The sequence below is a fragment of the Stenotrophomonas sp. YJH_SMC_122 genome (assembly GCF_059369535.1).
The window spans coordinates 149,195-168,898 of sequence record NZ_JCAFST010000009.1; the positions used below are offsets into that span (position 1 = coordinate 149,195).

The 19,704-nt window shown below is 66.6% G+C and carries 22 protein-coding genes and 2 tRNA genes; 12 read left to right on the plus strand and 12 right to left on the minus strand.

Annotated features, from left to right (window positions below; translation table 11 throughout):
* The first annotated feature begins 87 nt into the window (after nt 1–87).
* The 4 genes from AC5P66_RS13630 (at nt 88) to AC5P66_RS13645 (ending at nt 3,276) form a co-directional block, all read left to right on the plus strand.
* The gene (locus AC5P66_RS13630) at nt 88–1,977 is read left to right on the plus strand and encodes an MFS transporter (protein WP_049410662.1); all 1,890 of its coding nucleotides are present in this window, start codon (nt 88–90) and stop codon (nt 1,975–1,977) included.
* A 229-nt stretch (nt 1,978–2,206) separates the two neighbouring features.
* Nucleotides 2,207–2,494: a CD225/dispanin family protein gene (locus AC5P66_RS13635; RefSeq protein ID WP_005419784.1), complete on the plus strand. Its 288-nt coding sequence runs from the start codon at nt 2,207–2,209 to the stop codon at nt 2,492–2,494.
* 34 nt (nt 2,495–2,528) lie between these two features.
* Nucleotides 2,529–2,807 (plus strand): CD225/dispanin family protein, encoded by a 279-nt coding sequence (locus AC5P66_RS13640; RefSeq protein WP_005419785.1) that lies wholly within the window; start codon nt 2,529–2,531, stop codon nt 2,805–2,807.
* A gap of 43 nt (nt 2,808–2,850) precedes the next feature.
* The gene (locus tag AC5P66_RS13645) at nt 2,851–3,276 is read left to right on the plus strand and encodes a DUF2752 domain-containing protein (protein WP_049410657.1); all 426 of its coding nucleotides are present in this window, start codon (nt 2,851–2,853) and stop codon (nt 3,274–3,276) included.
* A 630-nt stretch (nt 3,277–3,906) separates the two neighbouring features.
* On the opposite strand, the gene ampE is transcribed toward AC5P66_RS13645, so the two are convergent.
* The 5 genes from ampE to AC5P66_RS13670 all read right to left on the minus strand — a co-directional run bounded on the left by ampE (nt 3,907) and on the right by AC5P66_RS13670 (nt 7,602).
* Nucleotides 3,907–4,794: a regulatory signaling modulator protein AmpE gene (gene ampE, locus AC5P66_RS13650; RefSeq protein ID WP_099495301.1), complete on the minus strand. Its 888-nt coding sequence runs from the start codon at nt 4,792–4,794 to the stop codon at nt 3,907–3,909.
* Nucleotides 4,795–4,940: 146 nt separating this feature from the next.
* Nucleotides 4,941–5,846: an NAD(+) diphosphatase gene (nudC, locus tag AC5P66_RS13655; protein WP_049415385.1), complete on the minus strand. Its 906-nt coding sequence runs from the start codon at nt 5,844–5,846 to the stop codon at nt 4,941–4,943.
* 119 nt (nt 5,847–5,965) lie between these two features.
* On the minus strand, nt 5,966–6,358 hold the full coding sequence (erpA, locus tag AC5P66_RS13660; protein ID WP_005419789.1) for an iron-sulfur cluster insertion protein ErpA: 393 nt from the start codon (nt 6,356–6,358) through the stop codon (nt 5,966–5,968).
* 31 nt (nt 6,359–6,389) lie between these two features.
* Entirely contained in the window at nt 6,390–6,854 is a 465-nt protein-coding gene (locus tag AC5P66_RS13665) for a bactofilin family protein (protein ID WP_049415389.1), read from the minus strand.
* A gap of 4 nt (nt 6,855–6,858) precedes the next feature.
* The gene (locus AC5P66_RS13670) at nt 6,859–7,602 is read right to left on the minus strand and encodes a DUF6776 family protein (RefSeq protein WP_005411304.1); all 744 of its coding nucleotides are present in this window, start codon (nt 7,600–7,602) and stop codon (nt 6,859–6,861) included.
* 179 nt (nt 7,603–7,781) lie between these two features.
* On the opposite strand from AC5P66_RS13670, the gene AC5P66_RS13675 reads away from it, so the two are divergent.
* The 3 genes from AC5P66_RS13675 to AC5P66_RS13685 are packed head-to-tail and all read left to right on the plus strand — an operon-like array spanning nt 7,782 to nt 12,569.
* Nucleotides 7,782–8,399 carry a DUF4126 domain-containing protein gene (locus tag AC5P66_RS13675; protein ID WP_049415391.1) on the plus strand — a complete coding sequence of 206 codons (618 nt, stop codon included), beginning with the start codon at nt 7,782–7,784 and terminating at the stop codon, nt 8,397–8,399.
* A 44-nt stretch (nt 8,400–8,443) separates the two neighbouring features.
* Nucleotides 8,444–10,333, plus strand: coding sequence for an EAL domain-containing protein (locus tag AC5P66_RS13680; protein ID WP_099495302.1), 1,890 nt, complete (start codon nt 8,444–8,446; stop codon nt 10,331–10,333).
* A gap of 1 nt (nt 10,334) precedes the next feature.
* A complete protein-coding gene (locus AC5P66_RS13685) occupies nt 10,335–12,569 on the plus strand; it encodes an ATP-binding protein (protein ID WP_099495303.1) in 2,235 nt (744 codons plus the stop codon).
* A 1-nt stretch (nt 12,570) separates the two neighbouring features.
* On the opposite strand, the gene bfr is transcribed toward AC5P66_RS13685, so the two are convergent.
* The 3 genes from bfr to AC5P66_RS13700 form a co-directional block, all read right to left on the minus strand.
* Nucleotides 12,571–13,041, minus strand: a complete 471-nt coding sequence (gene bfr, locus AC5P66_RS13690) for a bacterioferritin (RefSeq protein ID WP_005419804.1) — start codon at nt 13,039–13,041, stop codon at nt 12,571–12,573.
* 142 nt (nt 13,042–13,183) lie between these two features.
* On the minus strand, nt 13,184–13,393 hold the full coding sequence (locus AC5P66_RS13695) for a (2Fe-2S)-binding protein (RefSeq protein WP_005411309.1): 210 nt from the start codon (nt 13,391–13,393) through the stop codon (nt 13,184–13,186).
* A gap of 203 nt (nt 13,394–13,596) precedes the next feature.
* Nucleotides 13,597–14,220 (minus strand): RNA pyrophosphohydrolase, encoded by a 624-nt coding sequence (locus AC5P66_RS13700; RefSeq protein ID WP_005419809.1) that lies wholly within the window; start codon nt 14,218–14,220, stop codon nt 13,597–13,599.
* Nucleotides 14,221–14,341: 121 nt separating this feature from the next.
* Here AC5P66_RS13700 and AC5P66_RS13705 point away from each other — a divergent pair.
* Together AC5P66_RS13705 and AC5P66_RS13710 are read left to right on the plus strand one after the other, a co-directional pair.
* Nucleotides 14,342–14,418: transfer RNA gene (locus tag AC5P66_RS13705), tRNA-Met, on the plus strand.
* Between the two features lie 55 nt (nt 14,419–14,473).
* A tRNA-Gln gene (locus AC5P66_RS13710) sits at nt 14,474–14,548 on the plus strand.
* A gap of 322 nt (nt 14,549–14,870) precedes the next feature.
* On the opposite strand, the gene rpsI is transcribed toward AC5P66_RS13710, so the two are convergent.
* The gene (rpsI, locus tag AC5P66_RS13715; RefSeq protein ID WP_099495304.1) at nt 14,871–15,263 is read right to left on the minus strand and encodes a 30S ribosomal protein S9; all 393 of its coding nucleotides are present in this window, start codon (nt 15,261–15,263) and stop codon (nt 14,871–14,873) included.
* A gap of 2 nt (nt 15,264–15,265) precedes the next feature.
* Nucleotides 15,266–15,694, minus strand: coding sequence for a 50S ribosomal protein L13 (rplM, locus tag AC5P66_RS13720; RefSeq protein WP_005414692.1), 429 nt, complete (start codon nt 15,692–15,694; stop codon nt 15,266–15,268).
* Nucleotides 15,695–15,890: 196 nt separating this feature from the next.
* Here rplM and coq7 point away from each other — a divergent pair, with 196 nt between their 5' ends.
* A complete protein-coding gene (gene coq7, locus AC5P66_RS13725) occupies nt 15,891–16,535 on the plus strand; it encodes a 2-polyprenyl-3-methyl-6-methoxy-1,4-benzoquinone monooxygenase (protein WP_099495305.1) in 645 nt (214 codons plus the stop codon).
* Nucleotides 16,536–16,617: 82 nt separating this feature from the next.
* On the opposite strand, the gene AC5P66_RS13730 is transcribed toward coq7, so the two are convergent.
* Together AC5P66_RS13730 and speD are read right to left on the minus strand one after the other, a co-directional pair.
* A complete protein-coding gene (locus tag AC5P66_RS13730; RefSeq protein ID WP_005419816.1) occupies nt 16,618–16,938 on the minus strand; it encodes a DMT family transporter in 321 nt (106 codons plus the stop codon).
* Nucleotides 16,939–17,106: 168 nt separating this feature from the next.
* Nucleotides 17,107–17,901: an adenosylmethionine decarboxylase gene (gene speD / locus AC5P66_RS13735; protein WP_005411315.1), complete on the minus strand. Its 795-nt coding sequence runs from the start codon at nt 17,899–17,901 to the stop codon at nt 17,107–17,109.
* A 149-nt stretch (nt 17,902–18,050) separates the two neighbouring features.
* Here speD and crp point away from each other — a divergent pair, with 149 nt between their 5' ends.
* Together crp and AC5P66_RS13745 are read left to right on the plus strand one after the other, a co-directional pair.
* Nucleotides 18,051–18,740 carry a cAMP-activated global transcriptional regulator CRP gene (crp, locus tag AC5P66_RS13740; RefSeq protein ID WP_010482649.1) on the plus strand — a complete coding sequence of 230 codons (690 nt, stop codon included), beginning with the start codon at nt 18,051–18,053 and terminating at the stop codon, nt 18,738–18,740.
* Nucleotides 18,741–18,873: 133 nt separating this feature from the next.
* Nucleotides 18,874–19,635, plus strand: coding sequence for a sulfite exporter TauE/SafE family protein (locus tag AC5P66_RS13745; RefSeq protein WP_049415405.1), 762 nt, complete (start codon nt 18,874–18,876; stop codon nt 19,633–19,635).
* Nucleotides 19,636–19,704: the final 69 nt, after the last annotated feature.

Sequence of the window (19,704 nt, forward strand, 5' to 3'; positions counted from 1 at the left end):
GGTGTGCGGACCAACGGTCCGCACCCACAGGTCCGCACCCACAGCGGATGGGCAGGAATGCTAGGCTGCGCCGGTCAAGGAGGTTCCATGTCCGGTCACAACCAGTTTGCCCTGCTGCGCCAGCGCCGTTTCCTGCCGTTCTTCGTCGTACAGGCGCTCGGTGCGTTCAACGACAACGTGTACCGGCAAGCGATCATCAGCATGTTGCTGTTCATGGCCGTGCCAGAGGAGGAACTCGGGCTGTACGCCACGTTGGCACCGGCCATCTTCATCCTGCCGTACTTCCTGTTCTCGGCACTGGCCGGGCAGATCGCCGACAAGCTGGAAAAATCGCGGCTGATCGTGATCACCACCACCATGGAGATCGTGATCATGTCGCTGGCGGCCGCCGGTTTCCTCACCCAGAGCCTGCCGGTGTTGCTGGTCGCCCTGTTCTGCACCGGCATGCAATCGACCCTGTTCGGCCCGGTGAAGTATTCGGTGCTGCCGTCGGTGCTCAGGCCCGAGGAACTGACCGGCGGCAACGGCCTGGTCGAGATGGGGACCTCGATGTCGATCCTCTCCGGCATGATCGTCGGCGGCCTGGTGTTCACCGTGGCCGGCAGCCACGGCACGGTGGTGGCTGCGTGCGCGATCATCGCCCTGGCGATCTGCGGCAACATCGCCGCGCGCCTGATTCCCAGGGTCGATGCCGGCGATCCGAACCTGAAGATCAACTGGAACCCGTTGCCGGAATCGCTGGCGGTACTGCGCATGGCGCGCCAGCAGAAGGCCGTGCGCAACTCGATCCTGGGCGTGTCCTGGTTCTGGTTCGTTGGCACCGTGCTGACCTCGCAGTTGCCGGCCTACGCGGTGACCAACCTGGGCGGCCAGCCGACCCTGTACATCTTCGCGCTGGCCCTGTTCTCGGTGGGCACCGGCGTCGGCTCGCTGCTGTGCGAGAAGCTGTCAGCCCGTACGGTGGAAATCGGCCTGGTACCGCTGGGCGCGTTCGGCATGACCGCGTTCCTGCTCGACCTGTACTTCGCCCGCAGCGGCGAAGCGACGGTGCACGGACTGACCATCGCGCCGTTCCTGCAGCAGCCCGGCAGCATCCGCATCGTCATCGACCTGGTCGGCATCGGCCTGTTCACCGGCATCTTCGTGGTGCCACTGTTCGCACTGATCCAGAGCCGCACGCCGAAGGCGCAGATGTCGCGCGTGTTCGCCGCACTCAACATCCAGAACTCGGGCTTCATCGTCGCTGCGGCGTTGCTGTCGCTGGCCGCGCACAAGCTGCTGCACTGGACCATTCCGCAGCAGTTCCTGGCGCTGGCCATCGCCAACGCGCTGGTGGCGATCTACATCTTCACCATCGTCCCCGAATTCCTGATGCGCTTCCTCAGCTGGCTGATGGTGCGCACCCTGTACCGGCTGCGCCCGCACGGCATCGAGGCCAACGTGCCCGACGAAGGCGCCGCACTGCTGGTCTGCAACCACGTCAGCTACATGGACGCGCTGATCCTGTCGGCGACGATTCCGCGCCCGGTGCGCTTCGTCATGTACTACAGGATCTTCAACATCCCGGTAATGCGCTGGATCTTCCGGACCGCCAAGGCAATCCCGATCGCCGGTGCTCGCGAAGACCCGGCACTGATGCAGCGCGCGTTCGACGAGATCGACGCTGCGCTGGCCGAAGGCGAACTGGTCTGCATCTTCCCCGAGGGTGCGCTGACCCGCGACGGGGAGATGGCGCCGTTCAAGTCCGGCGTCGAGAAGATCCTCGAGCGGCGGCCGGTGCCGGTGGTGCCGATGGCCCTGCGCGGCATGTGGTCGAGCATGTGGAGTCGCCGCGACAGCCGCCTCGGCCGCATGCGGGTGCCGCGCCGTTTCCGCGCTACCGTCGAGGTCGTGGCGGCACCGGCCGTCGATGGCCACGCCACCCGCGCCCCGGTGCTGGAGGCGCAGGTACGGGCCCTGCGTGGCGATCACGCCTGACCGGCCCAGCGGCCGCCGGTAGCCCTTCCAGGCGATAGCCCCAATCCTTGGAATGACGGCCTCTGTTTCATGGCAGAGGCCCGTCAAATAGCGCCCAGTCACGGGCCACACACTCCACCATCTGACTGTAAACGCATACATGCAGCGCAGGTTGAGGTAGATTACGCACCCACAGGGGGGAGGTTCGGCCAATGCACCATGGCCGGCCACCAAGGAATGGAGTCTTGCTTTGAATCAACCGCCACCGCTCAGCCGTCCGGTCTACATCCCCAACCATCTGGTCTGGGCGATCCTGACGACGCTGTTCTGCTGCCTGCCGTTGGGCGTGGTGTCGATCGTCTATGCCTCCCAGGTCGATGGCCGCCGCGCGGCCGGCGACCTGCCGGGGGCCTACAGCGCGTCGCGCAAGGCGGGCTGGTGGGCGGTGGCTTCGGCCGTGGCCCTGCCGGTCCTGTTGCTGTTGTGGTTCGGGCTGTTCGGCGGCTTGGCCGTACTGGGCGCTCTTTCCGACCAATGATTCACCACCACCACCCATCAAGGAGCTTGAACCCATGAATACCGCCACTCCGCAGGTCCCGAACAATCTGGTCTGGGCCATCCTGAGCACCCTGTTCTGCTGCCTGCCGGCCGGCATCGTGTCGATCGTCTACGCCGCCCAGGTCAACGGCAAGCTGGCCGCTGGCGACATCGCCGGTGCCCAGGAATCCTCGGCCAAGGCCAAGAAGTGGGCCATCTGGTCGGCCATTGCCGCCGTCGTGGTCGGCGTGCTGTACGGCATCCTGATCGTCGCTCTCGGCGGCATGGGTGCGATGAGCAACAGCGGCTACTGATCCGCGTGGACGGATCCGGCGCCTGCGCCGGATCCGTTGCTGCATGTCCGCACTGCCCACCCGATCCCGACTGGCCCGCTGGGCACCGCTGCTGGCCGCCACCGGCCTGGCCGCCGGTGCCGCGCTGGTGCTGCGCAACGTCAATCCGTATGTCGCCGGCAATCCCTTGCCGAGCTGCCCGCTGTACGCGCTGACCGGCCTGTACTGCCCGGGCTGTGGCAGCACCCGCTGCCTGTATTCGCTGGTCCATTTCGACCTGCCCGGCGCGATGGCGATGAACCCGCTGCTGGTCATCAGCCTGCCCTTCCTCCTGCTGATGCTGCTGAACGTCGCCGGCATCCGTCCGCGCCTGCTGGACCCGCTGATGCGGGTGCTGGCCAATCCCACGTTCTGGCTCTGGGTGCTGCCCGGGTATGCGCTGCTGCGCAACCTGCCGTGGGCACCGTTCACTGCACTGGCACCGATCTAGGTTTCCAGCCAACGGCCGCAGCCCCTCGTGGTGGGCGGCGTTTGAAGGCAGAAGCCCTGGGGTTGGCCGGGCGGGATGGGTTTGCGGGGGACGCCGTGAATCCGTCCGTGGAGGCTTGGCCGCGGCATCCATGCCGCGGACACCCCCGCAAACCCATCCCGCCCGGCCACGGACAGTTTCCGTGTGCGTCCACCACGGAAAAGAAAGAGAAGATCAAAAGCGGAAGCGGATCGCTTCGCTCTGTATCCACGCATGGCGTGGATCGACCGTGTCGACCAAGGTGGACACCCACCGGCAGTCGCGGTTGACCCACCGTCACCGGGAAACTGTCGGGGGTGGGGCGGTGTGGGGCAGCAGGACCGTTGGCGCCATGGATGGCGCCATCGAGCCCCCAGGGACGGGTTTACGGCGTGTCCTGCAGCCCCACACCGCCCCGCCCAACCCTCAGCAATCCAGAGCCGCTTTGGCTTTGGCTTTGGCTCTGGCTTTGGCTCTGGCTTTGGCTTTGGCTTTGGCTCTGGCTTTGGCTCTGGCTTTGGCTCTGGCTTTGGCTTTGGCTCTGGCTTTGGCTCTGGCTTTGGCTTTGGCTTTGGCCTCTGCAGGTGCAGGGCTGCAAGCCCTGCAAAACAACTACGTCACCCAACCTGCAATCACCAGCAACGCGAGGATCGCCAGCCACAGCAGCAGCATCCGCCACACCAGGCTCATCGCATCACGCAGGTCCGGCAGCCGCTGCCACACCGGCAACAGCCCCGCCTCGGTGTAATCGTGCGCGTCCTCGCGCAGCTCGGCGTTGACGCTGGCCCGCGCCACCGCGCCCAGGAACCCGATGGTGCCGGCCAAGCGTTCGCCATGGGCCTGGCGCCAGGCCTTCCACGCCGTATCGAAGTTGCCGACCAGCGCCATCGAGAACGCCATCAGCTGCGCTACCGGCCACTCGATCCAGCCCAGCAGGCGCTGCGCCAGCGCCAGCGGCTCCACCGGCACGCGAGCACGCATCGGGCTTTCCGCCATCAACGCCAGCAAGCGGTAGCCCAGCGCACCGGCCGGGCCCAGCAGCAGGAACCAGAACAGCACCGCGAACCAGCGACGCAGCGCATTGAGCACGGTCGCTTCGACCAGCGACGGCACATCTTCGCGCAGGCTGCCACCGGCGGCCTGCAGATTGCGCACGGCGGCCTGCCGCGTCGCGGCGTCGTCCGCATCAATGATCGCTTCGATATCACGATCCAGGTCGCGCGGCCCCCAGCACCAGGCCAGCACAGCCACGCCCAGCAGCAGCGACGGCAGGCCGAACAGCACTCCGCGCAGCAGCCACGCCAGCAGCCCCATCAGCAGCAGCGGCGGCAGCAGCGCCAGTGCCACTCCAGCCGGTCCCTGCCAGGCCTTGCCACCACGCGCGTCCAGCCAGCCCAGCCAGCGCCGGAAGCCGTCGAAACGGCGCATCGAGGCGGCAACGGCCGGGGCAACGTGGCCCAGGGCCAGCGCCACCAGCACGGCGGCCAGAGTGGTGAACATGGCAGGTCTCCCTACGAAACAGAACGCTCGGCGTCGCTACCTTACCTGTCGCAGCGGTGCCCTCGCGGGTGAACCGGACTGTAACCCGGGCCGTGTTCAGGTGGCGGCAATACAGCTGCCACGACCGGCCCTGCCGAAACGCCGACTCAGCCTCGCTGCTGGCGGTACCAGTGTTCGATCAGGCCCCGCGAAATCGAGATCGGTGGCGACAGGCGGATGCCCTGGCCGTCGTCCTCCACATCGCGCGCCAACGCGGCGCCGACCTCGTCGGCACTGAACCAGCGCGCGTCTTCCAGCTCGCCATCCACGGTCGGCAGGTCGTCATGCGCCTGTGCACGGAAGCCGACCATCAGCGCGCCGGGGAACGGCCACGGCTGCGAACCGAGGTACTGGCAGGCGGTCACCCGCACCTTGCTCTCCTCATGGACTTCGCGCACCACGGTCTGCTCGAAGGTCTCGCCGGGTTCGACGAAGCCGGCCAGCACCGAGTAACGGCGCGGGGCCCAGTTCGACTGCCGGCCAAGCAGCAGCCGGCCCTGGTTTTCCACGGCGACGATCACCGCCGGATCGACGCGCGGATAATGTTCGGTGGAACACTGCGCGCAACGGCCGACGAAGCCGCCACGGGCAAACGCCACCGCGCCGCCGCATACGCCGCAGAAGCGGGTGCGCGAGTGCCAGTAGGACATGCCACGGGCATAGCTGAAAGCGGTGGCATCGGCCATCGGCCACAACAACGCAGCCTGGCGCAGATCGAGTCGGCGTGGCGCGTTCACGGTGACATTGGTGGCTTCAACCGAGAACCATGCCTGATCACCGCGCAGCCCCAGGAAAACTGCGGCGCCCGGGCCACCGCCGATGTCGGCGCCGGTCAGCGCCAGCGGCTGGTCGTCATCGCCGGTGAAGGCACTGCCGTCCTGATCGAGCACGAGGATGCGCGCGCCCGGCCACAGGCGTGCCAGTGCATCGGCATCTTCGCGCAGGGCATCGGCGCGCTCCAACGGTTCGCCAACGAAGGCGAAACCGGAAAGCGGCGAAGGAGTATTGGGCATCCGCCAAGCGTGCCGCCAATCGATGCAGGTGGCAAGCCGCAGGCTTCGCGGAAACCGCCTGTCGGTGTGCCTCTTGCTCCACACACCTTGTCGCGCGGGACACAGGCCCCGCGCCCTGCTTACATGCTGAAACTGCTGCCGCAGCCGCAGGTGGTCTTTGCGTTCGGGTTGCGGATCACGAACTGCGCACCCGTCAGGCTCTCGGTGTAATCCACCTCCGCGCCCATCAGGTACTGCAGGCTCAGCGGGTCGACCAGCAGGGTCACCCCGCTGGTCTGTACCGCCAGGTCATCCTCGGCACGGTTCTCGTCGAACTCGAACCCGTACTGGAAGCCCGAACAGCCGCCTCCCTCGATGTACACACGCAGGGCCAGGTCGGGGTTGCCCTCTTCCTGGATCAGGGATTTGACCTTGGCGGCCGCCGACTCGGTGAAGTTCAGCGGGCGCTCCAGCGACTGGTAATCGGGCGCGGCAACCGGGGTGGCGCCGGGCAGGGAGACTAGCGTGCTCATGCTGCCAGCATGGGGGTGCCGGGGATGGCTTTCAAGCCATCGCCTCGGCCAGCTTGCGACGCGCGGCGGTATCGCCCTTGCCATCCGGGGCGTCTTCGCCTTCCGGCGCCGGCAAGGCTGCCATCGGGGCGCTGGCATGGATCAGGCGGCCGTTCAGCTGCGCGCCCGCGTTCATCTCAACCACCTGGTAGTGGACGTTGCCGTTGACCCGTGCGCTCGGGGTCAACTCGACCTTCTCGGTGGCGTGCACATCGCCGTCCAGGCGGCCGCTGATGACCACCACCTGGGCCCGGATCTCACCCTCGATCACGCCATGCTCGGCGACCGTCAGGGTCGCGCCGCTGGCGCCTTCGGCGGCGATCACCTTGCCGTGGATGCGGCCTTCCACATACAGGCCCCCGCTGAATTCCACATCACCGCGGATCACCACCTGGTTGCCGATCAGGGCATCCACCACCAGCTGGCCTTCACGGTTGGATTTGCTGCTTCCGAACATCTGCCTACTCCCCTTTGCTGGCCGGCGCACCGGCCTGTTTCCAGTCGAATACCTGGGTGGTACCCCCCGTACCACTCCCCAATGTCACCCGCACGCGTTGCGGGGTGAAGTCAGCCGGCAGCATCACGCTGCCGGTGAGCTGCTGGAAGTACCGGAACGAGTAGTCCTGTCCCGGCACCTTGCTGCGCTGGTGCAGATCATCCCAGCTGATCGTGGCCAGCTTGCCGTTCTTCACGCCTTCCACGGTGAAGCGCATCTGCCCCTGGCTGATGGCCCCGCGGTTGAGGTTCTGGGTCAGCACGGCGGTGTACTGCCAGGTGCCGGCCGCTTCCGGGCTGAACTCGATCGAATGGGTGTTCAGGCCCTTGCGCTGGCTGGTCGAGCCGACCAGCCGCTCATAGAAGGCAACATCGGCGCGCAGCCCGGCGATTTCCTCATCGCGCTCGGCCAGCGAGGACTGCACCTCGGTATTGGCGGCACGGCTGATGCGGTCGGAGGCTTCCAGCGTGGCCTGCTTCTGGCGCAACTCGGTCAGCTGTGCCTGCAGCGTCTCGGCACGCTTCTCGGCGGCCTGCAGGCGCTGGCCCTGGGCATCGCGCGGGGTGGCCATCCAGCAGCCGCCGAGCACCGCCAGCACCAGGCTGAGCAGCCAGATGCCGCCGATCACCAGCAGGCGGCGACGGTCGGCAGGCGGTTGCGGCGCGCCGGGCAGGCGGACCTGCACGCGCATGGGAGGACGGTTGGTCATGGGTGGTTTCCGGGGTATCGCAAGGGCGACACCGGTACGGCCCCTGTGGCAAACGACGGGCTAGTGTATGACAGGACGGGTGGGTTTCCTGCGCAGCGGCCGGCCACGGTCTGTGGCGTTCAGGCACGCCATCGTCGATAGTGTGGCCCCCTGCACAGTTCCGTCGCCGGAGCATCGCCATGACCGAAGCCCACCTGTTCGTGATCGGCATCCTGCTGGCCTGGCTGGCCGGTATCCGCGTCTACCTCACCGTGTTCGGTGTCGGCCTGGCCGGGCTGCTTGGCTGGGTCGATCTGCCCCCCGCCCTGCAGGCCACCGAATCATGGTGGGTGCTGGGCACCTCGGCGGCGCTGGCGGTGACCGAGTTCTTCGCCGACAAGATCCCTGGCGTGGATTCGGTGTGGGACCTGGTGCAGACGCTCGCGCGCGTACCCGCCGGCGCATTCCTTGCGGCGGCCACGCTGTCGCCGGATGGCCAGCTGGGCACCGGTGCGCTCGCCGCCGGTGCCGGCGTCGCCCTGGCCAGCCATGGCCTGAAGGCCGGTACCCGCGCCCTGCTCAACACCTCGCCGGAACCGGCCAGCAACTGGGTCGCCTCTGCGGCCGAAGACACCGTCGTGATCGGTGGCCTGGCCCTCGCGCTGGCACACCCGTGGATCGCGCTGATCGTGGTGCTGGCCTGCAGCCTGGCCGGTGCGCTGCTGGTGTGGCTGGTCTGGCGCGCCCTGTGGAAGGGTGTGCGCTGGCTGGCGCGCGGTGCATCGGCAGCACCGCCAGGGCACACCGGTACCGGCTGAGCGCCGGGCTTGTCGCATAATGGACGCGAACACCAGGAGCACCGATGGCCGCAAACGAATCCCCCGCGGGCGCCCGCCCGGGACGCGCTGAAACCCCTCCGGCCGACCATTGGCAACGCTGGGCCCCCGAGACGGCACCTCCGGCCGTGGACCCGCCGATGGCGGCGACCCCATCTCCTGTCGCGGCCGATGCGTCTACGCCGGCCAACAGCGCGCCGCCGCCGCTGCCCGGCCCGATCGCACTGGCCGACGCCGGCAACAACGATCTGGCCCCGTCGCCATCGGACTCGCCCTACCGCGTGCTGATCGTTGAGGACGATCGCGCGCAGGCCCTGTTCGCGCAGAGCGTGCTGCACGGCGCCGGCATGCAGGCGATCGTCCACAACGATGCCGATGCCGCGCTGCAGGCCATCAAGGAGCACCGCCCCGACCTGATCCTGATGGATCTTCATCTGCCCGGCCTGGACGGCATGCGCCTGACCGCGCTGATCCGCCAGCAGCCCGGCCTGCAGCTGCTTCCGATCGTGTTTCTCAGCGGTGATCCGGATCCGGAGCGCCAGTTCGAAGTCCTCGACAGCGGCGCGGACGACTACCTGAGCAAGCCGATCCGGCCCCGCCACCTGATCGCAGCGGTGGCCAACCGCATCCGCCGCGCACGAGCCCAGGCCGCGACCCTGCCCGGCGCCACCGGCGCACCGGCCACCAGCAATCCGGAAACCGGCCTGCCGACGCGCCACCACGTGCTGCAGCAGCTCAACACCGCACTGGCCCACCGCGATCAGGGCGGCGTGTTCTTCATCGAAGTGGCCAGCGCGCTGGGCCTGCGCGAACGCTATGGCTATGCCGCATTTGAACGGCTGATGGTGCAGGCCGGGCAGCGCCTGGCCGAAGCCGGCCATCCGCACCTGCTGGCACGCCTGAACGACAACAGCTTCCTGCTGCTGGCCCGCAGCGCCGACGAGGACGCCCTTGATAGCATCGCTGCCAGCCTGCGCGAGCAGCTGTCGGCACGTGCCTTCGTGATCCGCGACGACGAATCCGTGCACCTGCGCGGCGTAGTCGGCTATGCACCGCTGTCGCCGGGCTTCGACGATGCCAACAGCGCGTTGGAAGCCGTCGAGCGCACCACCCTGCAGGCGCGCCTGCTCAGCGCCGGGGTGGCCGGCCATGTGCACCGCCAGGCAGTCACCGAACAGGAACACCTGGCGCTGCTGGAAGGACAGCTGGAACTGGCCTATCAGCCGATCGTCGCTGTTGCCGGCGGCAATACCGCGCAGTACCAGTTGCTGTTGCGCCTTCGCCAGGCCGACGGCACCGTGCTGGCGGCCGGGCAGGTGATCCCGGCCGCGGAAGCCGCAGGCCGCATCGCCGATCTCGACCAGCAGGTGATGGATCACGCGCTGGGGCTGCTGGACCTGTACCGCCACGCGACGCAGCCACTGAACCTGTTCGTCTCGCAGTCGCTGCGCACCCTGCAGCGCGACGCCTTCGCCGACTGGCTGCTGGAATCACTGCAGCAGCGCGACCTGCCGGGCAGTGCACTGGTGATCGACGTGCGCCTGCCGGACGCACTGATCCACACCGTGCCGCTGCAGCAGTTCTGCCAGCGCATGGCCAGTGCCGGGGTGCGCTTCTGCCTGAGCCAGTTCGAACCCAGCGGCGAGGCCGATGCCCTGCTGAACCAGTTGCCGCTGTCGTTCGTGCGCATGGCTGCGCGCTTTTCCAGCAGCCATGCCAATCCGGCCACGCGCGAGGAGCTGCGCAAGGCGATCGATCAGGCCCATGCCGCCGGGCTGCAGATCATCGGCCAGCAGATCGAGGATCCGCAGGCTGCGGCGGCGATGTGGGTCGGCGGCGTCGACTACATCCAGGGCAACATGGTGCAGTCGGCCGGCAGCGACCTGAACTTCGACTTCCACAACGCGGTGCTCTGACGTGCCACTGTGGGGCGTGCTGCTGGTTGCCCTTGCCGCGGCCACCATCGCGCTGATGGTGCTGGGCCTGCGGCTTCGCGCGCGCGACCGTGCGCTGGCGCAGCTGCAGCGCACGCACGGCGCGCTGGCCGCTGAACGGGACCAGCTACGCCATACCACTGAACGCCAGGGCCAGCTGGAACAACAGCTGCTGCAGGCCAAGCAGGCCGCCGAGGCGGCCGTGCTGGCCAAGGGCGAGTTCCTGGCCACGATGAGCCACGAGATCCGCACTCCGCTCAATGGCATCCTGCCGATGCTGGAGCTGATCGCACGCGGGCCACTGGGCGAGGACCAGCGGCAGATGCTGGCCACCGCCTCGGCCAGCTCGCAGCAGCTGCTGCGCATCGTCGACGACATCCTCGACTACTCCCGGCTGGAAGCACAGGCGCTGGAGCTGGAAATCACCAGCTTCAACCTGCGCGATCTGCTCGATGGCGTGGTGCAGCTGATGCAGCGTGCCGCCGACGCCAAGGGCCTGGCACTGGGCCTGCAGCTGGACCCATCGGTGCGCCTGCCGGTGCGCGGCGACCCGGTGCGCCTGCGCCAGGTGCTGAGCAACCTGCTGGCCAATGCGATCAAGTTCACCGCCCGCGGCCAGGTGCAGCTGCGCGTGCTGCGCCTGGGCGAAAGTGCCGCGCAGCACCAGCTGCGCTTCGAGATCATCGATACCGGCATCGGCATCGACGACACGCTGCAGGCACGCCTGTTCCAGTCCTTCAGCCAGGCCGACGCATCCACCACGCGCATCTACGGCGGCACCGGCCTGGGCCTGGCCATCTGCAAGCGCATCATCGACCTGATGCACGGGCGTATCGGTGTGCAGTCCACGCCCGGCCAGGGTGCTACGTTCTGGTTCGAGATCCCGCTGCTGAAGGTTCCTGGGGACCTGCCGGCGATGGCGCGTGCGCCGGCACCGCTGCTGCTGTTCAGTGCCGATGCAACGCTGCAGGCCCGCATCGAGCGCGTCGCTGCCCACCATGGGCTGCAGGTGCAGCTGCTGGCGCAACTGGACAGCGTGGTCGAACGCCTGCGCGCTCCCGCGCGGCCCGGAAAACCGGCACCAGTCTGGCTGCTGGTCGATGCGCGCGCACGCCGCAACGGCGAGGCCACGCTGCAGCTTGCACTGGGCGAACGCGGCGACGACGATGCACTGCAGGTACTGTGGCTGCAGGAGGATGCGATTGCGCAACGCCCGCGCCAGCACCGGCTGCCCTCCCACTTCGACGACGCCGCCCTGCATGCACTGCTGGCGGCACCGGTCGCCTCTGCCCGCCCCGCTGCGCTGCTGGCCAGCGCGGAACACGAGCAACCGGCTGCCACGCTGCCGCCGCTGCATCTGCGCGTGCTGGTGGTGGAGGACAATACGGTGAACCGGATGGTGGCCGAGCAGCTGCTGCGGGTGTTCCAGTGCGAGGTGCGCAACGCCGCCGATGGCGAACAGGCACTGGCCGCCCTCCGCGAAGGCGGGCTGGACATCGTGCTGATGGATTGCCAGATGCCGGTGCTGGACGGCTACGCCGCCACGCGCCGCTGGCGCGCCGAAGAAGCGGAAACCGGGCATGCGCGACTGCCGATCATCGCGATGACCGCCAATGCGATGGCCGGCGACCGCGAGCGCTGCCTGCAGGCCGGCATGGACGATTACCTGTCCAAGCCGATCGCGCGCGCCACGCTGCATGCGCTGCTGCAGCGCTGGGGTGGCGGTAACGCCGCATCACCTGCACGGCCTTCTGTAGAGCCGGGCCAGGCCCGGCTGACGGCCAACAGCAGTCACGCTCCCTCAGCCGAGCACGGCTCGGCTCTACAGGACGATGACAGCCGAGTCGGCTCCAGGCCACAGCCGGTGCTCGACCGCGATGTGCTGGATGAACTGCACGCGGTGATCGGCGATGCTGCCACCCAGATCGTCACGGTATTTCTTGAAGATGCGCCGGCGATGGTGCAGCAGTTGCAGCTGGCCGCGCGCAACAGCGATGAACCGCGCATGCAGGCCGTCGCGCACAGCCTGAAATCATCAAGCGCGAACGTGGGGGCGTTGTCGCTGTCGGCGATCGCGCAGCGGATCGAGCACGAGGCCCGTAGTGGCAGCCTGCAGCGCCCCGCAGTGGCGGTGGCGCTGCTGGTTGCGGAATTCGCCCGGGCGCGCGTTGCGCTGACGGGCTACCTGGCACAGCATCGCGCCGGCCAGGACCGCTGATTCACTCTTCCAGCTTGCTCAGCAGGTACTTCGGCTCGCCGATGCGCTCGATCAGGTCGAGCTGGGTTTCCAGCCAGTCGATGTGTTCTTCCTCCGAGTCGAGGATCTTCACGAACAGCTGGCGGCTGACATAGTCGCCGACCGAATCGGAATAGGCCACCGCCTCGCGCAGGGTGACCACGCCATCGCGTTCCAGCGACAGGTCGCACTGCAGGATTTCGGTCGGGTTCTCGCCGATGCGCAGCTTGCCCAGCGCCTGGAAGTTCGGCAGGCCTTCGAGGAACAGGATGCGGTCGGCGAGCATGTCGGCATGCTTCATCTCGTCGATCGATTCCTTGTACTCGTGTTCGGCCAGTTCCTTGATGCCCCAGTTCTTCAGCATCTTGGCGTGCAGGAAGTACTGGTTGATCGCGGTCAACTCGTTGTAGAGGACCTTGTTGAGGAATTCGATGACCTTGGTGTCGCCCTTCATGGGGTTGCTCCTGCACGCTGAAAACGCAGGCACTTTAACGCCTTGCGCGCGGTGGTGAAGGAACGCGAATCGTGCGCATTGGCCTGCGCGGCTGCAGGTGAAGGTCGCGAAAGCGCGGCGTCAACAGGCCGCGAGGAAACGATCAGGCGACCTGGGCGAGGCCCAATACCGGCAGCGGCAGATCGTGCGTCGCGCGTGCCTTGGCCAGCAGGTCGCCGGCCATGTCCAGGCACGAACCGCAGGTGGCACCGCAACCGGTACGCATGGTCAGTTCGGCCACCGTGCTGACGCCATGGCTGGCGGCTTCGCGGATCTGGTGGTCGGTGACTCCGTTGCAGATGCAGACGTACACAGGCGGGAACCGGGCTGGCAGGCCAGAAGCGGCCTGTTGCGTATTCCAATGGAAACGAGAATGGTTGTCAATCAGAGAGCTGAACCATTCTCGATACCGTTCAGAGTCGGATTGACCGGCCCGCCGGACAGCCAAGTCCTGCTGGAGACAGCCGGCGGGTACGCGTTGTGGCGGATCGGCCGGCAGCCTGCGTGGCCTCCCACTCAAACCGCCCCGGACTCCCCCTTGGCCTTGCGCGGCCAGTAGCCGCCGCGCTTGGGCGTGCGCTTCCGGGGCCTGTCGTGGCCGGCTGCGTGGCCCGGCATCCAGGCCTCGGCGGCACTCTTGGGCATGGCGCTGACGCCCTGCCCGGCCACCCCACGCGCCAACGGCGCCAGGTGTCGCAGCGCGCGCGCATAGACGCCACGCTTGAACATCACCACATGCTCCACCGGGTACCAGAAGTCCACCCACCGCCAGTGGTCGAACTCGGGCGAGTCGGTATGGTCCAGCTGCACATGCGATTCATCGCCGGTCAGGCGCAGCAGGAACCAGACCTGCTTCTGCCCGATGCAGACCTGCCGCTCATTGCGGCGGATGGCCCGTGCCGGCAGCTTGTAGCGCAGCCAGCCGGGCGTCGCCCCGAGCACTTCCACGTGCTCAGGCAGCAGGCCGGTCTCTTCCTGCAGTTCACGATACATGGCCTCGACAGGCGTCTCGTCGGTGTTCATGCCACCCTGCGGGAACTGCCAGCCGTCCCGGCGCACGCGTCGTGCCCAGAACACCTGGCCGTCCTGCCGCATCAGCACGATGCCGACGTTCGGTCGATAGCCGTCCGGATCGATCACGATGCGGACTCCTAAGAAAATCTACTGGTCAGGACTATCCCATGCCCTCTGTCGGCCCACAAGCACGGCACAAAAGTGTTGACAGGGCCGATACACATCCGCAGAATAGCGGGCTCACCAAGGCTATGTAGCTCAGCCGGTTAGAGCACAGCACTCATAATGCTGGGGTCGGTGGTTCGAGTCCACCCATAGCCACCACATTGAAAATCAAGTTGTTTTTCAGTGTGGAAAGTGAGAAAATAGTTGCACGTTTTGCCCCGTCGCCAAGCGGTAAGGCACCTGACTCTGACTCAGGCATTCGGTGGTTCGAATCCATCCGGGGCAGCCAAATTAAAAGCAAAAGGCCAGATCGAAAGATCTGGCCTTTTGCTTTTAATTTGGTCACGCATTCCACCTTATCCCCGCGCCTGTCGGCGCGCCCCTTGAACAACAAGAGGGCTCTGCTCCAGAGAGAGGCCCGGGGTCGGATCCTTTTCCAAAGGAAAAGGCTCTGACCCCACCCCTTCCGAGATGCGGAACCACGGGTAGTGCCGGCCGCTGGCCGGCAACCAGGAAATCCATGACCCCAGAACGACAAAAGCCCGGCCGAAGCCGGGCTTTTGCTTTCCCATCCAGCGGGCTCCCGAAGGAGCCCAACCAGGCGCGGTAGATCAGCGCTTGGAGAACTGGGTGGCGCGGCGGGCCTTGTGCAGACCAACCTTCTTACGCTCGACTTCACGGGCGTCACGGGTCATGAAGCCGGCCTTGCGCAGCTCGGACTTCAGGGTTTCGTCGTACTCGACCAGAGCACGGGCGATGCCCAGACGGATCGCACCGGCCTGGCCGGTGGTGCCGCCGCCAGCGGCGGTGACCAGGATGTCGAAGCTTTCGGTGCTCTTGGTCAGCTCGAGCGGCTGGCGCACGATCATGCGCGCGGTCTCACGACCAAAGAACTCGTCCAGCGGACGACCGTTGACGGTGATGTTGCCCGAACCCTTGCGCAGGAACACGCGAGCGGTGGAGGACTTGCGGCGGCCAGTGCCGTAGTTTTGAGTGATAGCCATGATTAGATATCCAGAACCTGCGGCTGCTGTGCGGCGTGCGGATGCTCAGTGCCGGCGTAGACCTTGAGCTTGCGGTACATCTGGCGACCCAGCGGGCCCTTCGGCAGCATGCCCTTGACGGCGATCTCGATCACGCGCTCCGGGTGGCGCTCCAGCGCCTGGGCCAGGGATTCGGTCTTCAGGTTGCCGATGTAACCGGTGAAACGGTGATACATCTTGTCCTGCAGCTTCTTGCCGGTGACGGCAATCTTTTCTGCATTGATGACGACCAGGTAGTCGCCGGTATCAACGTGCGGGGTGTAGACCGGCTTGTGCTTGCCACGCAGACGGCGGGCCAGCTCGGTGGCGAGACGGCCCAGGGTCTTGCCCTCGGCGTCGACGAGGTACCAGTCGCGCTGGACGGTCTCGTTCTTGGCAGTGAAAGTGCTCATGAAGAACTCTATGTTAGGTCGGGCTCATTGCGGCGAACGGCTCGCCGGAACTCTGCCACGCGTTGTGAAAGGTGAAGCGTAAGAGGCGGGATTGTACGCAGGTCCAGCCCCCGGTGCAAGCCGGTCATACCCTGGGTTGGCAGGGGGCCGGAGCCGGGGGAGAATCGAGGGGTCTTCCGTCCCACCGCGTACCGCCATGACCGTGCTCCGCCAGACCACACCGCTGGACCACCTGCTGACCGAAGCGCAGCGCGCCCTGGACACGGTGTTCGGCAACCCGCCGGCGGCCCGCCCCTACCCGGCCGCGGACACCAACGAACCGGGCATGGGCAACGCTGAACGCCGCCACGCGGCCGGGCTGATGCGGATCAACCACGTCGGCGAAGTCTGCGCACAGGGCCTGTATTTCGGCCAGGCCGCCGTGGCCCGCGACCCTGCCACGCGTGAACACCTGCTGGAAGCGGCCCAGGAAGAGACCGACCATCTGGCCTGGTGTGCCACCCGGCTGGCCGAACTGGACAGCCGCCCGAGCCTGTTCAACCCGCTGTGGTACGCCGGCAGCTACACCATCGGCACCCTGGCCGGGTTGCGCGGCGACGGCTGGAACCTGGGCTTCGTGGTCGAGACCGAGCGCCAGGTGGAAGCCCATCTGGACGAGCACCTGGTCGACCTGCCGGCCGGCGACCTGCGCAGCCGTGCGGTCATCCAGGTGATGAAGGAAGACGAAGCCCGCCATGCGGAGCACGCCGAGCAGGCCGGCGCACGCCGCCTGCCGTTCCCGATCCCGGGCGTGATGGCGCTGGCCTCCAGGGTGATGAAGACCATCGCCTACCGCATTTGAAGGGTCGCCCGCACCAACGGTGCGGGCCTACCAGGAGGTGCGGGGGGCGACGGTGGGGCCCGACCGTTGGTCGGGCCATCCATCAGTTGGGCGACACCAGCTTCAAGCCGATCACGCCGGCCACGATCAGGCCCACGCAGGCCAGACGGGCCGGCGACGCACTGTCATTGAACAGGTAGATGCCGAGCACAGCCACGCCCATGGCACCGATGCCGGTCCAGATCGCATAGGCGGTGCCGACCGGGATGCTCTTCATCGCCTGGCTCATCAGGTACAGGCTGATCAGGGCCGATACCACCGTGGCAACGGTGGGCAGGGGTTTGCTGAAGCCTTCGGAGTACTTCATTCCGAGGGCGAAACCGATCTCGAACAGGCCGGCCAGCAGCAGGTAGATCCAGGGCATGGGTGGGGGCTCCTTACCTTTTTTGACAAAAACGAAACGGCCCGGTGTTTTCACACCGGGCCGTGGGTCGGTACATCACCGTGGAACTGTAACGCGTGCGGGGCACTGGTTCCACGGGGCGGGTCGTCCCGCCTGGGTGGCGATGCCTGCGGGCATCGCACATGGGGCTTACTCGGACAGGTTCCGGCCGTGGAACAGCTCTTCGATCTCGCGCTTGAGCAGCGCTTCGATCTTCATGCGTTCCTTGAACGACAGGTTCTTGGCCTTTTCCTCGAACAGGTACTGGTCCAGGTCGAAGTCCTTCAGGTGCATCTTCGTGTGGAAGATGTTCTCCTGGTAGACGTTGACGTCGAACATCTCGTAACGCGACTTGATGTTCTTGGCCAGGAAGTTCTGGATCGAGTTGATCTTGTGGTCGATGAAGTGCTTCTTGCCCTTCACATCGCGGGTGAAGCCACGGACGCGGTAGTCCATGATCACGATGTCCGACTCGAGGCTCTCGATCAGGTAGTTCAGGGCCTTCAGCGGGGAAATGACGCCACAGGTGGCCACGTCAATGTCCGCGCGGAACGTGGCGATACCTTCCTGCGGATGGGTTTCCGGGTAGGTATGGACCGTGATGTGGCTCTTGTCCATGTGCGCGACCACGGCGTCGGAGATCAGCTCCTTGCCGGCCAGCTTCTTGTCGATCACCGGTTCTTCGGAGATCAGGATGGTCACCGAGGCACCCTGCGGATCGTAGTCCTGGCGGGCCACGTTCAGGATGTTGGCGCCGATGATCTCGGCGACATCGGTCAAGATCTGAGTCAGCCTGTCGGCGTTGTACTCTTCATCGATGTATTCAATGTAACGCTGACGCTCCTCTTCGGTGCGCGCGTAACACACGTCATAGATGTTGAAGCTCAGCGCCTTGGTGAGGTTGTTGAAACCCTGCAGCCTCAGGCGAGGCAACGGCTTGACCACGGCGGTCGATTCCTGTGTAAGAAGGGAAAGGGGGAATTATGGGGCAAACTGCCCCCGGGGGGAACGTGAAGACGCAAGAGTTCTGGCACACTGTTTGCCCTTAACAATTGCGCTGGTTAAGCTCCGCTATCGACCCCGTGAATCCGTTCATGCGCAGAGGGAGCGCCCCTATCGTGTCAACCGTGCGCCTAGCTAGCAGTCCACTGGCCCTGGATATCGCCACAATCGATCGTTTCCTGGCGCACAGCCACAGGCGGCGATATCCCACCCGTACCGACGTCTTCCGGCCCGGAGACCCGGCGGGAACCCTGTATTACGTCATCAGCGGCTCGGTTTCGATCATGGCCGAGGAAGATGACGATCGCGAGCTTGTGCTGGGCTACTTCGGTGCCGGCGAGTTCGTCGGCGAGATGGGCCTGTTCGTCGAATCGGACCGCCGGGAGGTGATCCTGCGCACCCGTACCGCCTGCGAGCTGGCTGAAATCAGCTACGAGCGCCTGCATCAGCTGTTCCTTGGCCCGCTGTCGGCCGATGCCCCGCGCCTGCTGTACGCGCTGGGCCAGCAGATTTCCAAGCGCCTGCTCGACACCAGCCGCAAGGCCAGCCGCCTGGCATTCCTGGACGTTACCGACCGGATCGTGCGCACCCTGCACGACCTGGCGCAGGAACCGGAAGCGATGAGCCACCCGCAGGGCAGCCAGCTGCGCGTCTCGCGACAGGAACTGGCGCGACTGGTCGGCTGCTCGCGCGAAATGGCCGGCCGCGTGTTGAAGAAGCTGCAGACCGACGGCCTGCTGCATGCCCGCGGCAAGACCGTGGTGCTGTACGGCACCCGTTGATTGCCAGGCAACCCAACGCTGCGGCCATCCTGATAGAGCCGAGCCGACGCTCGGCTGATGCAGCCCGAAGGCAGCCGAGCAGGGGCTCGGCTCTACACGGCCCCTGCGCGGCCCGCTGGGCTAGGCTCGATGCATGGAGCTGAGCAGCGAATTCTGGTGGTTCATCCTCATCGGCCTGGGCGCACAGCTGGTGGACGGTGCATTGGGCATGGCGTTCGGCCTGGTGTCCTCGTCGGTGATGCTGAGCATGGGCCTGCCCCCGGCACAGGTCAGCGCCAGCATCCACACCGCTGAAGTGTTCACCACTGGCGCCTCGGGGGTGTCGCACCTCGCAGCCGGAAATGTCGATAAACGCCTGTTCCTGCGCCTGGCCCTGCCCGGCGCAGTGGGCGGTGCCGTGGGCGCGTACGTGCTCACGCAGATCCCGGGCGAGATCATCCGGCCACTGATCTACCTGTACCTGCTGGTGCTGGCGATCATCATCCTGGCCCGCGCCGCTGGGCGCTGGATGCCCAAGGGCGAGATCCGCCGGGTGCCGGTGCTGGGCTTCTTCGCCGGCCTGCTCGACGCCAGCGGCGGCGGTGGCTGGGGGCCGATCGCGACGTCCACCCTGCTCGCCCGCGGCGGCCAGGCGCGCACCACCATCGGAACAGTCAACGCAGCCGAGTTCGTGGTCACGTTGACGGTGTCAGCGACCTTCCTGATGTCGATGGGCGTGCAGCATCTGCAGATCGTCGCCGGCCTGCTGATCGGCGGCATGATGGCCGCGCCGGTGGCGGCGATCCTGGTCAAGCGGGTGAAGGAGCGCTGGGTGCTGGTGGCCGTCGGCGTGCTGGTGCTGGGCATCAGCCTGTTCCAGATCGGGCATGCGGTGTACGGGTACCTGGGGCGCTGAGCGCCTGCCGGCCAGCGGCCGGCACTACCGGGTCGCAGCCCGGCACTCCGTCATCCCATCCCCGGCGGA

Excerpts from the sequence above, each read along its gene's own strand:
- AC5P66_RS13630 (WP_049410662.1), top strand. The coding sequence starts at position 88 with ATGTCCGGTCACAACCAGTTTGCCCTGCTGCGCCAGCGCCGTTTCCTG.
- AC5P66_RS13640 (WP_005419785.1), top strand. The coding sequence starts at position 2,529 with ATGAATACCGCCACTCCGCAGGTCCCGAACAATCTGGTCTGGGCCATC.
- AC5P66_RS13645 (WP_049410657.1), top strand. The coding sequence starts at position 2,851 with ATGTCCGCACTGCCCACCCGATCCCGACTGGCCCGCTGGGCACCGCTG.
- ampE (WP_099495301.1), bottom strand. The coding sequence starts at position 4,794 with ATGTTCACCACTCTGGCCGCCGTGCTGGTGGCGCTGGCCCTGGGCCAC.
- nudC (WP_049415385.1), bottom strand. The coding sequence starts at position 5,846 with ATGCCCAATACTCCTTCGCCGCTTTCCGGTTTCGCCTTCGTTGGCGAA.
- erpA (WP_005419789.1), bottom strand. The coding sequence starts at position 6,358 with ATGAGCACGCTAGTCTCCCTGCCCGGCGCCACCCCGGTTGCCGCGCCC.
- AC5P66_RS13665 (WP_049415389.1), bottom strand. The coding sequence starts at position 6,854 with ATGTTCGGAAGCAGCAAATCCAACCGTGAAGGCCAGCTGGTGGTGGAT.
- AC5P66_RS13670 (WP_005411304.1), bottom strand. The coding sequence starts at position 7,602 with ATGACCAACCGTCCTCCCATGCGCGTGCAGGTCCGCCTGCCCGGCGCG.
- AC5P66_RS13675 (WP_049415391.1), top strand. The coding sequence starts at position 7,782 with ATGACCGAAGCCCACCTGTTCGTGATCGGCATCCTGCTGGCCTGGCTG.
- AC5P66_RS13680 (WP_099495302.1), top strand. The coding sequence starts at position 8,444 with ATGGCCGCAAACGAATCCCCCGCGGGCGCCCGCCCGGGACGCGCTGAA.
- bfr (WP_005419804.1), bottom strand. The coding sequence starts at position 13,041 with ATGAAGGGCGACACCAAGGTCATCGAATTCCTCAACAAGGTCCTCTAC.
- rpsI (WP_099495304.1), bottom strand. The coding sequence starts at position 15,263 with ATGGCTATCACTCAAAACTACGGCACTGGCCGCCGCAAGTCCTCCACC.
- rplM (WP_005414692.1), bottom strand. The coding sequence starts at position 15,694 with ATGAGCACTTTCACTGCCAAGAACGAGACCGTCCAGCGCGACTGGTAC.
- coq7 (WP_099495305.1), top strand. The coding sequence starts at position 15,891 with ATGACCGTGCTCCGCCAGACCACACCGCTGGACCACCTGCTGACCGAA.
- AC5P66_RS13730 (WP_005419816.1), bottom strand. The coding sequence starts at position 16,938 with ATGCCCTGGATCTACCTGCTGCTGGCCGGCCTGTTCGAGATCGGTTTC.
- crp (WP_010482649.1), top strand. The coding sequence starts at position 18,051 with ATGCGCAGAGGGAGCGCCCCTATCGTGTCAACCGTGCGCCTAGCTAGC.
- AC5P66_RS13745 (WP_049415405.1), top strand. The coding sequence starts at position 18,874 with ATGGAGCTGAGCAGCGAATTCTGGTGGTTCATCCTCATCGGCCTGGGC.